This window comes from Bradyrhizobium liaoningense, from assembly GCF_018130955.1.
Lineage (GTDB): Bacteria > Pseudomonadota > Alphaproteobacteria > Rhizobiales > Xanthobacteraceae > Bradyrhizobium > Bradyrhizobium liaoningense_C.
This window is the reverse complement of the sequence record NZ_JAFCJM010000071.1, coordinates 1-13,276: the sequence shown is the minus strand read 5'-3', so window position 1 is coordinate 13,276 and position 13,276 is coordinate 1. Positions and strand designations below refer to the sequence as shown.

The 13,276-nt window shown below is 66.4% G+C and carries 13 protein-coding genes; 7 read left to right on the top strand and 6 right to left on the bottom strand.

The features are described from left to right. Positions 1-51: 51 nt before the first annotated feature. From JQ632_RS33690 to JQ632_RS33680, 3 genes are read left to right on the top strand one after another with little or no spacing between them, the layout of a single operon-like run. On the top strand, positions 52-903 hold the full coding sequence (locus tag JQ632_RS33690) for a chorismate mutase (protein ID WP_212406988.1): 852 nt from the start codon (positions 52-54) through the stop codon (positions 901-903). A gap of 35 nt (positions 904-938) precedes the next feature. Beyond that, positions 939-2,033, top strand: a complete 1,095-nt coding sequence (gene hisC, locus JQ632_RS33685) for a histidinol-phosphate transaminase (RefSeq protein ID WP_212406986.1) — start codon at positions 939-941, stop codon at positions 2,031-2,033. Beyond that, positions 2,030-2,965: a prephenate/arogenate dehydrogenase family protein gene (locus JQ632_RS33680; protein ID WP_212406984.1), complete on the top strand. Its 936-nt coding sequence runs from the start codon at positions 2,030-2,032 to the stop codon at positions 2,963-2,965. Before hisC ends, JQ632_RS33680 begins: the two co-directional genes overlap by 4 nt. Before the next feature lie 105 nt (positions 2,966-3,070). Here JQ632_RS33680 and JQ632_RS33675 read toward each other — a convergent pair whose 3' ends face one another. Further along, on the bottom strand, positions 3,071-4,258 hold the full coding sequence (locus JQ632_RS33675; RefSeq protein ID WP_212406982.1) for a DUF2125 domain-containing protein: 1,188 nt from the start codon (positions 4,256-4,258) through the stop codon (positions 3,071-3,073). A 110-nt stretch (positions 4,259-4,368) separates the two neighbouring features. Between JQ632_RS33675 and JQ632_RS33670 the strand changes: the two genes are divergently transcribed. Beyond that, the gene (locus tag JQ632_RS33670; protein ID WP_212406980.1) at positions 4,369-4,974 is read left to right on the top strand and encodes a gamma-glutamylcyclotransferase; all 606 of its coding nucleotides are present in this window, start codon (positions 4,369-4,371) and stop codon (positions 4,972-4,974) included. On the opposite strand, the gene JQ632_RS33665 is transcribed toward JQ632_RS33670, so the two are convergent. The 4 genes from JQ632_RS33665 to ftsE all read right to left on the bottom strand — a co-directional run bounded on the left by JQ632_RS33665 (position 4,971) and on the right by ftsE (position 8,164). Then, entirely contained in the window at positions 4,971-5,744 is a 774-nt protein-coding gene (locus JQ632_RS33665; RefSeq protein WP_212406978.1) for a 1-acyl-sn-glycerol-3-phosphate acyltransferase, read from the bottom strand. The genes JQ632_RS33670 and JQ632_RS33665 overlap by 4 nt on opposite strands. An 11-nt stretch (positions 5,745-5,755) precedes the next feature. After that, positions 5,756-6,460, bottom strand: a complete 705-nt coding sequence (locus JQ632_RS33660; protein WP_212406976.1) for a YdcF family protein — start codon at positions 6,458-6,460, stop codon at positions 5,756-5,758. Positions 6,461-6,543: 83 nt separating this feature from the next. After that, a complete protein-coding gene (locus JQ632_RS33655; protein ID WP_212406975.1) occupies positions 6,544-7,512 on the bottom strand; it encodes an ABC transporter permease in 969 nt (322 codons plus the stop codon). Continuing rightward, complete coding sequence (gene ftsE / locus JQ632_RS33650) at positions 7,505-8,164, bottom strand: cell division ATP-binding protein FtsE (protein WP_212406973.1); 660 nt, start codon at positions 8,162-8,164, stop codon at positions 7,505-7,507. The genes JQ632_RS33655 and ftsE overlap by 8 nt, the downstream gene beginning before the upstream one ends. A gap of 170 nt (positions 8,165-8,334) precedes the next feature. Between ftsE and JQ632_RS33645 the strand changes: the two genes are divergently transcribed. Together JQ632_RS33645 and JQ632_RS33640 are read left to right on the top strand one after the other, a co-directional pair. Then, positions 8,335-9,210, top strand: coding sequence for an MJ0042-type zinc finger domain-containing protein (locus tag JQ632_RS33645; RefSeq protein ID WP_212406971.1), 876 nt, complete (start codon positions 8,335-8,337; stop codon positions 9,208-9,210). A gap of 38 nt (positions 9,211-9,248) precedes the next feature. Continuing rightward, positions 9,249-9,623, top strand: a complete 375-nt coding sequence (locus JQ632_RS33640) for a response regulator (protein WP_212406969.1) — start codon at positions 9,249-9,251, stop codon at positions 9,621-9,623. Positions 9,624-9,854: 231 nt separating this feature from the next. Here JQ632_RS33640 and JQ632_RS33635 read toward each other — a convergent pair whose 3' ends face one another. Beyond that, positions 9,855-12,509, bottom strand: a complete 2,655-nt coding sequence (locus tag JQ632_RS33635) for a TIGR02302 family protein (RefSeq protein ID WP_212406968.1) — start codon at positions 12,507-12,509, stop codon at positions 9,855-9,857. 171 nt (positions 12,510-12,680) lie between these two features. Between JQ632_RS33635 and JQ632_RS33630 the strand changes: the two genes are divergently transcribed. Further along, positions 12,681-13,064, top strand: coding sequence for a carboxymuconolactone decarboxylase family protein (locus tag JQ632_RS33630; protein WP_008567285.1), 384 nt, complete (start codon positions 12,681-12,683; stop codon positions 13,062-13,064). Positions 13,065-13,276 lie beyond the last annotated feature (212 nt).

Here is a 13,276-nt window from a genome sequence, read left to right as displayed (position 1 = left end):
GGCCATCCTGCCTAATCAGGTCACCAAACCCCTCAATAGCCCCTGACTGACATGTCCCAACGTCCGCCCGCGCCACCGTCGCTGCAGGAACTGCGCAAGGAGATCGATGCGATCGACGAGCAGATGCACGGCCTGCTGATGCAGCGCGGCGACATCATCGATCGCCTGATCCAGGCGAAGCAGACGCAGGAGGTCGGCTCGGCCTTCCGGCCCGCGCGCGAGGCCGACATGATGCGGCGCATCGTCGAGCGCCATCGCGGCATCCTGCCGCTCGACACCGTCGAGAGCATCTGGCGCGTCATCATCTCGACGTTCACCTATGTGCAGGCGCCGTTCTCGGTGCACACCGACATTTCCGTCAGCGAGCCGGCGATGCGCGATTCCGCGCGCTTCCATTTCGGCTTCACCGTGCCCTATGTCGCGCATTTCAATGCGCAGGCCGCGGTCGAGGCGGTCGCGAAATCCAGGGGCGACCTCGCGCTGGTCTCGGCGACCTCGAGCCGCACGCCGTGGTGGCTGGCGCTGGAAACGGATGGCGCGCCAAAAATCATCGCGCGGATGCCCTTCGTCGAGCGCGCCGACCATCCGGCCGCGCTGCCCGTGTTCGTGGTCTCGCGCGTCGCCGACAGCGCCATGGTGACGGAGATCGAGACCTGGAGCGTGCGCGTCTCGGGCTGGAACGCCGAGATCGCCCGCGCGCTTTCCCCGCTCGCCGAGATCGTCGCGGTGCCCGATACCGCCTTCGACGGGGCCGCGCTGCTGATCTCGGTCACCGTTGCGGCCACCAGCCTCGACAAGATCAAGGCTGCCCTGATCGCAGCGGGGGCCTCGGTGCGCTCGACGGCCCTCGTCGGCAGCCACGCAACGCGCTATACGGTGCCCCCGACCGGGGCGAAATCGTAAATTCAAGCGCCGTCCCGCCACTTCCGGAGTTCGAGATGTCCCGCCCCGTGCCGAATCCCGGCATTCTCGATATTGCGCCCTACACGCCCGGCAAGAGCCCGGTGGCGGAGCCGGGCCGCAAGGTGTTCAAGCTGTCGGCCAATGAGACGCCGTTCGGGCCCTCGCCCAAGGCGATCGAGGCCTTCAAGCACGTGGCGGAACATCTGGAGGACTATCCGGAAGGCACCTCGCGCGTGCTGCGGCAGGCGATCGGCCGTTCTTTCGGGCTCGACCCGGACCGCATCATCTGCGGCGCCGGCTCGGACGAGATCCTCAATCTGCTCGCCCACACCTATCTGAGCCATGGCGACGAGGCGATCTCGACCGCGCACGGCTTCCTGGTCTACCCGATCGCGACCATGGCGAACGGCGCCAGGAACGTCGTGGTGGCCGAGCGCGATTTCACGGCCGACGTCGACGGCATCCTCAAGGCGGTGACGCCGAAGACCAAGCTGGTTTGGCTCGCCAACCCCAACAACCCGACCGGCACCTATCTGCCGTTCGATGAGGTCAAGCGGCTGCGCGCCGGCCTGCCGTCCAACGTGCTGCTGGTGCTCGACGCCGCCTATTCCGACTACGTCTCGCGCAACGATTACGAGATGGGGATCGAGCTGGTCGCCACGACGGAGAATACCGTCGTGACGCACACCTTCTCAAAGATCCACGGCCTCGCTGCGCTGCGCGTCGGCTGGATGTTCGGTCCCGCGCACATCATCGACGCGGTCAACCGCATCCGCGGTCCGTTCAACGTCTCGACGCCGGCGATGTACGCCGCGGTCGCCGCGATCGAGGACACCGCGCATCAGCAGACGTCAAAGCAGTTCACCGAGACCTGGCGCAACTGGCTGACCGAGGAGATCGGCAAGCTCGGACTCAAGGTGACGCCGAGCGTCGCGAATTTCGTGCTGATCCACTTTCCCGAGAAGGGCAAGACCTCTGATGAGGCCGACGCCTACCTCACCAAGCGCGGGCTCGTGCTGCGCGGCTTGAAGAACTACGGCCTGCCGCATTGCCTGCGCATGACCATCGGCACCGAGGAGGCCAACCGCCTCGTGGTCGACGGCCTGCGCGACTTCATGGCAACGAAATGAGCGTCGCGCCGCACTTCCAGCGGATCGCGCTGGTCGGCTTCGGCCTGATCGGCGGCTCGATCGCGCGCGCCGCCAAGCTGCAGGGCCTCGCCGGCGAGATCGTCACCACCGCGCGCTCGGAGAAGACGCGCGCCCGCGTCGCCGAGCTCGGCATCGTCGACCATGTGGTCGCAACCAATGTCGAGGCCGTGAAGGATGCCGATCTCGTCATCCTCTGCATTCCCGTCGGCGCCTGCGGGCCGGTGGCGCAGGAGATCGCCGCACATCTGAAGCCCGGCGCGATCATCTCCGACGTCGGCTCGGTCAAGGGCGCCGTGGTCAGGGACATGGCGCCGCATCTGCCGCCCGGCATTCATTTCGTGCCGGCGCATCCGGTGGCTGGCACCGAGCATTCGGGCCCGGACTCCGGCTTTCCCGAGCTCTTCATCAACCGCTGGTGCATCTTGACGCCGCCGGAGGGTACCGATCACGCGGCCGTCGATCGGCTGCGCGCGTTCTGGGCCGCGCTCGGCGCCAAGGTCGAGGTCATGACGCCGGACCATCATGATCTGGTGCTGGCGATCACCAGCCATTTGCCGCATCTGATCGCCTATACCATCGTCGGCACCGCGGACGAGCTGGCGCAGGTGACGGAGTCGGAGGTGATCAAGTTCTCCGCCGGCGGTTTTCGCGATTTCACCCGCATCGCGGCGTCCGATCCGACGATGTGGCGCGACGTGTTCCTCGCCAACAAGGAGGCCGTGCTGGAAATGCTCGGCACCTTCACCGAGGACCTCGCCAAGCTGACCCGCGCGATTCGTCGCGGCGACGGCGAAGCGCTGTTCGACCACTTCACCCGCACCCGCGCCATCCGCCGCGGCATCGTCGAGATCGGCCAGGACTCTGCCGCACCCGACTTCGGCCGGCCGCATCCGTCGCTGACGAAGCAGTAATTCGTCATTCCGGGGCGACGCGTCAGCGTCGAACCCGGAATCTCGAAATTGTAGCGCGAGATTCCGGGTTCGCGCTTCGCGCGCCCCGGAATGACGGAAAATCACTCAATACAGCGGCGGGATCTGTCCGACCTTCAGCGCGCCCAGCACCACCGCGCCGTCGACGAACTTCAGCGGGAAGCTGCGCGCCTTCTTGCCCTCGAGCACGCTCTCGGTGCCGATCGCATTGATGCCCGCGGCAACGCCCGCATTGGCGTTCTGCTTGATGACCTTGCCGAGGCCGGGAACGGCGCGGTCGAGCGCGCCGAAGAGATTGTTGAGGTCCTGCGATTTCACGCCGGGCGCGACACGATCGAGCGTTGCCTGCGGCACGCCCTCCTCCAGCAGCTTGTCGATGCCGAGCGCCGGGATGACGCGCTCGAGGCCCGTGACCGTCATCTGCAATTCGCCATCGAGACGGCCATTCGGCGACAGGCCGAGCGTGCCGGCCGCGACCGCGATCATCTCGCCCTGCTGGATCCGCGACTGCACGATCTCGACATGGCCGCCGGCGGCCTGCAGCTCGCGAAACCGCTGCGGCCAGGGCTTTGGCGCAAAATCATTCAGGCCGGTGACCTTCGCGCGCACGTCGGCCTGGAACGGCTCTGCAAGAATCGGATGCACGCCCTGGATCGAGCCCTGCGCGATCTGCAGCACGGTCTCGATCACTGGATGGTCGGACGGCGAGCCCTCGGCAAGACGCCCGTGCAGCTCGACCGATTTTGCGCGCGCCAGCGGCACCTGCACCGAGCCGTCCAGACGATTGATGGTGGGATCGTCGAACACGATCGAGGCTCGATCCGGAATGGCCGGCAAGCCGACCACGCTGCTGCGCGCCTTGCTCCAGTTCACGACGAACGTGGTCTGCGTCACGCCGTCGGTCAGTGTCGCGGGCGCGGTGAATTCGGCGATCACGAGTTTGGGATCATAGACCTGGCCGACCACCAGGATGTTGTCGAGCTTGGCCGTGAACGGCGTCTTGCTCGCGGTCTGCGATACCAGCGCGACGCTGGCGCCGGAGCACTGCACCTCGAAGCGGAAGGGGAAGCCCGCGATCGAACGTTTGGCGCAATCATAGATGCGGCCGGATTTGGCCTCCTGCGCGCGCCAGGCGTCGGCGGCAATTTCGGCCCTGGACGCGGCATAGAACCAAAAACCGCTCCAGGCGACGGCCAGGACCAGGAGGAGGATGGGCGGAAGGAAAAGGCCCCAGCGGGGGCGGCGCCGGCCTGCGGCAACGGTCATATCGGACATGCGGCGACCCTTTGGCCCCAGATGATGGCAAATGTAAGCGAGGTTTTCCTGCGACGAAAGGCGGAGAATCCGCTTCGCCTGGGGGCGCAGGTCTGGTAGCCGTGCCCGCCATGTCCGAAAACACCCTCCCCTCCGTCACCACAGCCAAGGGCGACCTCTGGGTGTTCGGCTATGGCTCGCTGATGTGGCGCCCGGGCTTCGACTTCGAGGAGCGCGTGCCGGCGCGGCTGGTCGGCGAGCACCGCGCGCTCTGCGTCTATTCCTTCGTCCATCGCGGCACGCCGGAGAAGCCGGGCCTGGTGCTCGGGCTCGACCGCGGCGGCGCCTGCCGCGGCATCGCCTTCCGCGTCGCCGAGACCAACCGCGCCGCGGTCGTTTCCTATTTGCGCGAGCGCGAGCAGGTCACCTCGGTCTATCGCGAGGTGATGCGCTCGGTGTGGCTGGAGAACGACGCGCGGCAGCGCGTCAGCGCGCTCGCCTATGTCGTCGACCGCGGCCATGGGCAATATGCCGGACGGCTGTCGCTGGCCGACCAGCATCGCCACGTGATTCAGGGCCACGGCCAGTCCGGCGCCAACCGCGACTACGTGACCGCGACGGTGAAGGCGATCGAGGCCGAAGGCTTTCGCGACACCCAATTGCACCAGCTCGCGATGATGCTGCACAACGACGCGCATTCGCTGCACGCTCCGGCGCCGGATCAGGAGAAACGCTAGCTGCCGGAGGCAGCATAGCTCGGCGCGCTGCCGATCAACTGCTCCTGCTCTTTCCGGCCCGCTTCGACGATGCGGCTGGTTGCGCCTTCGATTGCCGCTTCCACCCGCGACAAAAACTCGTCCTTCGGCAGGCCCGGCGGCAGCGGATCGAGGAACTCCACCACCAGCGTGCCGGGATAGCGCATGAAGGTGCGGCGCGGCCAGAACAGGCCGGAGTTGAGCGCGACGGGCAAGCACTGCACGCCGCAGGACGCATAGATCTGCGCAAAGCCGGTCTTGTAGTCGGGCGGCGCACCCGGCGCGCGGCGCGTGCCTTCCGGAAAGATCACGAGCTGCCGGCCGGAGCGCACCGCCTCGCGCGCCCGCCGCGTCATGTCCAGCAGCGCCTTCACGCCGGCCTTGCGGTCGATCGCGATCATCCCGGTTTTGACCAGGAACTGGCCGAACACCGGGATCTGCATGAGTTGGCGCTTGAGGATGAAGATCGGCCGGTCGAAGAACCCCGGCAGCACAAACGTCTCCCAGAACGACTGGTGCTTTGCCACGATCACCAGCGGCCCCTGCGGAATTTTTTCGACGCCCCGGAATTCGACCTTGATGTTGCAGATCACGCGCATCAGGACCAGCGTCGCGTTCGCCCACCACTTCGCCACGGTCAGCATCGCGCGCGGCGGCAGCGCGAAGGTCGGGATCGCCACGATCGCGAGGCACACCAGCACGGCGTAGAACAGCACGTTGAACAGCAGGGAGCGCAGGAAAAGCGAAAACATCGAAAACCCGGTCAATTGGCCTGTGCGGTGGCGGGCCGCTTTGGTTGCGCGCCCGCCGGCTGTTCCGACACTTCGGGCGCAAGGTCAATCCCAAAGTCCTCGAGCCGCGTGCGCAGCTCGGCCGCGATATATTTGACGTATTCCGACAGCAGCAGCCGCAACGTCGAGGCGGAGGTCCACCACGGCTCCTCGCGCCATTTGTCGCCGACGACAGCGAACGGGATCAGCGTGGTGTCCGGCATCGCGTGCGAGAACTCCACGATCGCGCGCGGCATGTGGTAGTTCGAGGTTACCACGATCAGCGACTTGAAGCCGCGCTCATGGGCCCAGCGCCGCGTCTCCGCGGCATTGCCGCGGGTCGAGACCGCAGAGCGGTCCAGGTCGACGCAGCAGCGCATGAAGGACTGGTTTTCCGGCAGCGTGCGGGAAATGTCGCTCACCGTAGAGGTCGGATGCACGCCCGAGATCAGAAGCCGCCTTCCGTAGCCGGCCGCGAGCAATTCCATCGCGTCCGACACCCGCGACGAGCCGCCGGTCAAGACCACGATGCCGTCGGCCTTGCGGTCGGGTGTGATCTCACCGCCACGGAGCTGCGACAGGAAGGCGACGAAGCCTGCGGCCAAGCCGACGAACGCCAGCGCGAGCGTCGAAACGACGGTCGCGCGCAGCCAGCCGCGCGGCAATCTCGGCGAGGATTCATCGGTCTGCGAACTCATGCGATGTCGGTGGTCCCTTCCGTTTTGATTTTAAGAGATTTTTGGGCGAAGTGGAGTCCGGGGTTGCCGGATCCGCCAGGCCGCTAGTCGATATCATTCAACGTCGCGAACAGGGTCTGGCGGGAGGCGACCGCCGTGATGGCGCCGATCAGCACCGCCTGCACCGCCAGCACGACATAACCTGACGGGCGCAGCGAGAAGGTGCCGAGCAGGGCCGCGAACTGGTCGCCGACCGGCGTGCCGGAGAACCAGCCGGCGATCGATTCCGAGAAGCCGAACACCAGCATGGCGATGCCGCCGCCGATCACGCCGCCCTCGAGCCCTAAGCGCAGGAAATGCCGCAGGAAGCGGTTGGCGATGTAGCGGTCGCCGGCGCCGACGAAATGCAGGACCTCGACGATCGGACGGTTAGCCGCCATCGCGCCGCGCGTCGCAAACGACACCGAGATGATGGTGGCGATGATCACGAGCCCGAGAATGCCGAGGCCGGCGAGCACGGTCGCGTTGGTCATCGAGCGCATGCGTTCGATCCAGGCGCGGTGATCGTCGACGCTCGCGCTAGGAGCTACCTGCATCACGCGCGCGCGCAAGGCGGCGAGATCGAGCTGCGTGCCCGGCTGCACGCGCGCGATGATCATGCGCGGCACCGGCAGGTCGTCCATGGAGAGCCCCGTGCCGAGCCATGGCTCCAAGAGCTTGCCCGACTCGTCCTTGGAGAACGGCTTGACCTCGACGATACCGGATTGCGCGCGCATCGCTTCGGTGACGGCGGCCGCATCGCGATCAACATCACGCCCGGCCTGCGGACGGACCTGGATGGTGATTTCGCTCGCCACGTCCGACTGCCATTCGGCGGCCGACGCGCTGACCAGCAGCACCGTGCCCGTGGTCATCGACGCCAGAAACGTCATGATGGCGACGACGGCGACAAGCGCGCGGCCCTGGATCGAGGCGCGCGGCACGATCGGCGACATGTTGCGCGCCTTCGCCGGCACCTGCGGACGCTCATGTCCGAGGTCGACGAAAACGCCGCGCTCGTCGGTCTTACTCATAGACGTGCAGACGTCCCTGGTGCAGCACGAAGCGCCGCGCCTCGTACTGGTCCATCAGTGCGATGTCGTGGGTCGCGATGATGACGGCGGTGCCTGATTTGTTGAGTTCGATGAACAGCCGCAGCAGCCGCCGCCCGAGCGTCGGATCGACGCTGCCGGTCGGCTCGTCCGCGAGCAAAAGCTGCGGCCGCGAGATCACCGCGCGCGCGATCGCCGCGCGCTGTTTCTCGCCACCCGAAAGAATTGGCGGCAGCGCGTCCATGCGGTCGCCGAGGCCCACCCATTTCAGGAGATCGATGACCTCCTTGCGGTAGCTCGATTCGCTGCGGCCCATGACACGGAACGGCAGCGCCACGTTCTCATAGGTCGTCATGTGGTCGAGCAGGCGAAAATCCTGGAGCACGATGCCGATGCGCTTGCGCAGATCCGCGATCTCGTCCTTGCCGAGCAGCGAGACGTCGTGGCCGAACAGATTGACCAGGCCGCGCGTCGGCCGATGCGACAGGAACAGAAGGCGCAGGAGCGACGTCTTGCCGGCGCCGGAAGGGCCGGTGAGGAATTGGAAGGAATGCGCCGGGATCTGGAAGCTCAGGTCGCGCAGAATCTCCGGCCCCAGACCGTAACGTAATCCGACATTTTCGAACCGAACCAAGTTCAGCTCCGTTCGACAGGGGGCGGTAGGCCGCGCCGCGGCGGTCCGCCACGCAACAGGGTTGTGCGGCCGTTATGGTTTCCGATTCGTTAACGGTCGCCTTGTAGCATCCAACGTGCCCGGATTTGCGCAGCTGTCTTGCGTGCCCGGGTCATCGTCGAGGCCGGTCCATGCACATCGTCTGCCCCCATTGTACGACATCCTACGCCATCAAGCTCTCGAGCCTTGGGGCCAATGGCCGGACGGTGCGCTGCTCGCGCTGCAAGGAGACCTGGGTGGCGCGGCCCGAGGACGCCATCGAGGAGGTGCAGGCAGCACAGGCTCCGGCGATGGCGGCCGCGAGCCAGACCGACGACCAGTCCGACCTCGCCGCGCAATGGGACAGCTACGCCAACGACGACGGCGCCGGCGATACCCCCGTGGTCGAGAGCCCGTCGATTGCTAGCGACTGGCCGGACGAGGCCAAATTCGCCGAGGACGACTGGTCCGAGGTGGCCCGGATGGAGGATGAGGCCGGCCAGTCGGCCCACCAGTCCTGGTTCCAAAAACTGTTCCGCCGGCAGGCGCGGCGGTCCCGCCCCGTCTCCGCCGCGCCGCAAAAATCCTCTATCGGCCTGCCGACCGCCTGCGCCGCCATGGGCGCGCTGATCGTGGCGCTGGTGGTCTGGCGCGCCGACATGGTGCGGCTGCTGCCGCAGACGGCCGCCTTCTACAAGATGGTCGGCTTCAACGTGAACCTGCGGGGCCTCGCCTTCAAGGACGTCAAGGTCACCTCCGAGACCGTCGACGGCAAGCAGGTGCTGGTGATCGAGGGCGCGATCGTCGGCGAGACCCGGAAACCGATCGACATCCCCCGCCTGCGTTTCTCGGTCCGCGACGCGCAAGGCGCGGAGATCTACGCCTGGAACGCGCTCTTGGAGCAGACCGTGCTGCATCCGGGCGAGCGCGCCTTGTTCAAGTCGCGTCTGGCCTCGCCGCCGCCCGAGGGGCGCAATATCGATATTCGCTTCTTCAACCGACGCGACTTGGCCGGCGGCAGCGCGTAGTATTTTCCGCTCACGAGGTTCTGTACGGGAACAGGCCCATGTCAAAAGTGCTGATCGCCGATGACGAGGATTCGATGCGCCAGCTCGTGGCGCGCGCGATCGCGATGGACGGCCATCAGACCGTGACCGCGCAGGACGGCGCCGAGGCGCTGGAGATCCTGACCCGCGAGGACGGCAAGTTCGATCTCTTGCTCACCGACATCCAGATGCCTGTCATGGACGGCATCGCGCTCGCGCTGTCAGCCGCACGCGACTTTCCCGACCTGACCATTTTGCTGATGACCGGCTTTGCCGACCAGCGCGAGCGCGCCTCGAATTTGAACGCGCTGGTTCATGACGTGGTGACCAAGCCGTTCTCTGTCGCCGACATCCGCACCGCCGTGGCGGACGCGCTGGCGGCGAAGAAGAGGTAGCGGTCACCGCACCTTCGGCGTCGTTGGGGATGTCACACGTTCCGCACACACGGTGTCGTCCTGGCGGAAAGCCAGGACCCATTACCCCAAGGAGTGGTTTGACGAAGACTCGTAGCCCGAGTGCGCTCAACAACTCCGCCCTGGGGTAATGGGTCCTGGATCAGCGCTCGCTACTGGACAACGCTCCGCGTTGCCAGGGGCTCGCTTGTCCAGGACGAGGTGGGTGATGCCTCAAAAATCCTTCAAGAGCCGCTCGAGATAGTCGAGCTCGATCTGCGGCCGCGACGGGTCACCCAACCGGCGGCGGAGTTCTTCGAGGATCCTGCGCACGCGCTGGACGTCGATCTCGCCGGGGATTTTGACCGTGTAGTCGTCGCCATATTCGCGGCCGTGCAGGGGACGACCGAGCGGATCGGTCTGGTTGCCGCCGCTCTGCTGGCGGCCGGCGCGCTGGCCGGGGCCGTCGCCCTGACCGTCGCCGTCGCCCTGCTGCATCGCTTCGGCCATCTTCTGCGCGCCCTTGCGCATCGCATCGAGGGCCTTGCCCTGCGAGTCCACGGCGCCGTCGGCATTGCCCTCGCCGAGCTTGGAGCCGGCATCGCCCATGGCGCTGTCGGCGGCATCGAGCCCGCCGTCATCGTCGCCCTGGTCGCCATCCTGGTCGCCGCCCTGGCCTTGCTGACCCTGCTGGCCCTTCTGACCCTGTTCGCCCTGCTGGCCTTTTTGGCCCTTCTGACCCTTCTGGCCGTTCTGCGCCAGGCCGCGCTTGGCGAGCTCGTCCTGGAGCTTCTTCAAGCGGTCGCGCAGCGCCTGCTGATCCTGCTGCAGGTCGGACATCGACTGGTCGCCCTGGCCCTGCTGCTTGCCGCGCATGCGGTCGCGGCGCGAGTCCTGGCCCTGCTTGAAGGTCTTGTCGCGCAGTTGCTGCTGCTTGCGGATCATGTCGCCGAGTTCGTTGAGTGCCTGCTCCATGTCGCTGTCGCCGGACTGTCCCGGCTGCGCCATCTGGAGGCCCTCCAGCATCTGCTGGAGCTGCTCGAGCAACTGCTTGGCGGCATCCTTGTCGCCGGAGCGCGACAGGCGCTCCATGCGGTCGATCATGTTCTGCAGGTCCTGCTGGCGCAGGATTTTCGTGTTGGGATCAAGGGGACGGGCGAGCTGCTGCGGATTGTTGCGCTGCTGCTCGGCGAGCTGGCGCATGAAGTTTTCCATCGCCTGACGCAGGTCCTGCGTGAGCTTCTTGATCTCCTCGTCGCTCGCATTGCGATCCAGCGCCTGCTTGAGCGCGTCCTGCGCCGCACGCAACGCCTTGTCGACGTCGCTGATATTGCCGTCTTCGATCGTGACGGCGAGCGCCCACAGGCTCGCGACGACCTCGCGCAAGGCATCGTCGGTGCGCGCGCCCTCGAGCTGCCGCGCCACGCTGTGCAGGCCGAGATAATGCCCGGTCTCCGGCGTGAACAGTTCGGGCGCGATCATCAGCGCGTCGAGTGCCGTATAGACTTCGGAGTTCTTGTTGGCGTCGAGCGCGAGGATGCGGCGCTGCTCGATCAGCGCGCGCGCGAGCGGCTTGGTGAACAGGCGCTCGGGCAGGCGCATGTTGAACGGCTCGCTCTTGCCCTCATTGCCGGCCTCGTCCTTGGCCGTGAGCGTGAGCGTGACGTCGGCGCCGGCATAGGGGTCTTCGCTTAGGTCCTTCACCGTCTGGCCGACGCCGTTGCGGGTGCGCGCATTCGGCAGCGTGAGGGAAAATTGCGGCGGCTGGAACAGCGGCCGCGCCGCATATTTGGACTCTTCGGCGCCCTTGTCAGCGCTCTTGGACTCAGTGCCCTTGGTCGCCTCAGTGGGACGCACTGCGAACTGCGCTTCGGCGCCGGTGACGCCGTAATCGTCCTCGATCTTGTAGGACAGTTGCAGCGCGCCGCGCGCCTGGCGCTCGGGATCCTTGGCCAGCGCGATCGTCGGCGGACGATCGGGCATCGCGCTGAACCGCCACTGCGGCTGGCCGGAGGGCGCGCGGACATGCGCGGTGCCGTCGCCGGTAATCGCAAAATGCTTCTCGTTGGTGCCCTTCGGCGCCTGCTCGCCAGGTGCGACTTCCTTGATGCTGCCGGAGGTGGCGACATCGAGATTGCCGCCCGAGGAGCGGATGATCAGCGTCGAGCCGGCGGGAACCGCGAGCGGACCGCTGGCGGGAAGTGCTGCGGCCTCCTTGTTGGCGGCCGACAGGATGATCGGCGGCTTTGCCGTGTAGAGTGGCGGCGTCACCCAGGCGTCGACGCGGATATTGGCGGGCGCCAGCACGCCGTTCCAGTCGAAGGCGGCGCCCATACGCATCGCCCGCTCATCGCCGGCGGCAAAGAAGGTCGCGACCAGCATCACCATGACCAGCGCGCGCAACGCCCAGGGATCGGTGAGCGCGAGCCGCGGGTGCGGCAGGCCGGCGCGGATGCCCTTCAGCGACGCCAGCGTGCGCTCGCGCTGCACCTGCCACAGCGCCTGGGCGACCGGGTCCTGCGAGGTCAGCGTATCCGTCAGCGTCGTGGCCGGGCGGTGACTGATGCCGGAACCGCGGTCCAGCCGGCTCAGGCCCTGGCTGCGGCTCGGCCAGCGAAATCGAATCAGGGGGAACAGGGCGGCGGCGGTCAGCGCCGCGAACACGGCAAGCCCGATGGCGCGGGCGGTGAACGGCAGCGCCAGCCAGAGGCCAGCCCAAGATACCACCAGGAACAGCCCGACAACGGTCAGAAACCGCGCCAGATGGGGCCAGGCGCGCTCCCAGGCGATCGCATAGGTGGCCCGCTTGAGGGCCTGCGTCAGCTTCAGCCGCGACAGTGCGTCACTGCTGCGGATCGGGTCTGACGGCTCAGGGGTGACGCCGTTCAATCAGCTCTCCAAGTTGCCCGGGAGAACAACCTATCACAACGGCAGCACTGAGGCATCCGTTCCTGTACGGGACCCCGCACCCTTCGGTGCATAACACGAGGACGTGACTGGCCGTCTTCGACCCCGTAGTTTCCCGCGCACAATCCCGAAAGGCGAGCAAAAGGAAACGTCATGGACAAGAAGATGCACGACAAGGGCCTGGAAGTCCGCAAAGCGGTCCTCGGCGAGGCCTATGTCAACAACGCCCTGAAGAATGTCGACGACTTCAACCGTCCGTTCCAGGAGATGCTCAACGAATATTGCTGGGGCACGGTGTGGGGCCGCGAGGAACTGCCGCGCAAGACCCGCAGCATGCTCAACATCGCCATGATCGCGATCCTCAACCGCCAGCACGAATTCCGCGCGCATCTGAAGGGCGCGTTGACCAACGGCGTCACCCGCGACGAGATCCGCGAGATCTTGATGCAGGTCGCGATCTACGGCGGCATGCCCGCCGCAGTCGACAGTTTTCGCATCGCGCGCGAGGTCTTTGCGGAGATCGACGGCAAGGCGTGAGGATCGATGAGAGTGAGGGACGCAGCATCCCTCCCTACCGTCGTCCTGGCGAAACAGGCTGTGCAAAAACTCAAGATTCGGAGAGCTCGATAGAACAGGATGCTCCACGCCCCTGCTTTCAAGCTCTTTACTGACTACTTGGTTCTCTCTTTTGTCGCGCAAGAGAATCAGATTCTACGTCGAAACGTGCGCGCTGAGTTTTTTACGGCCTG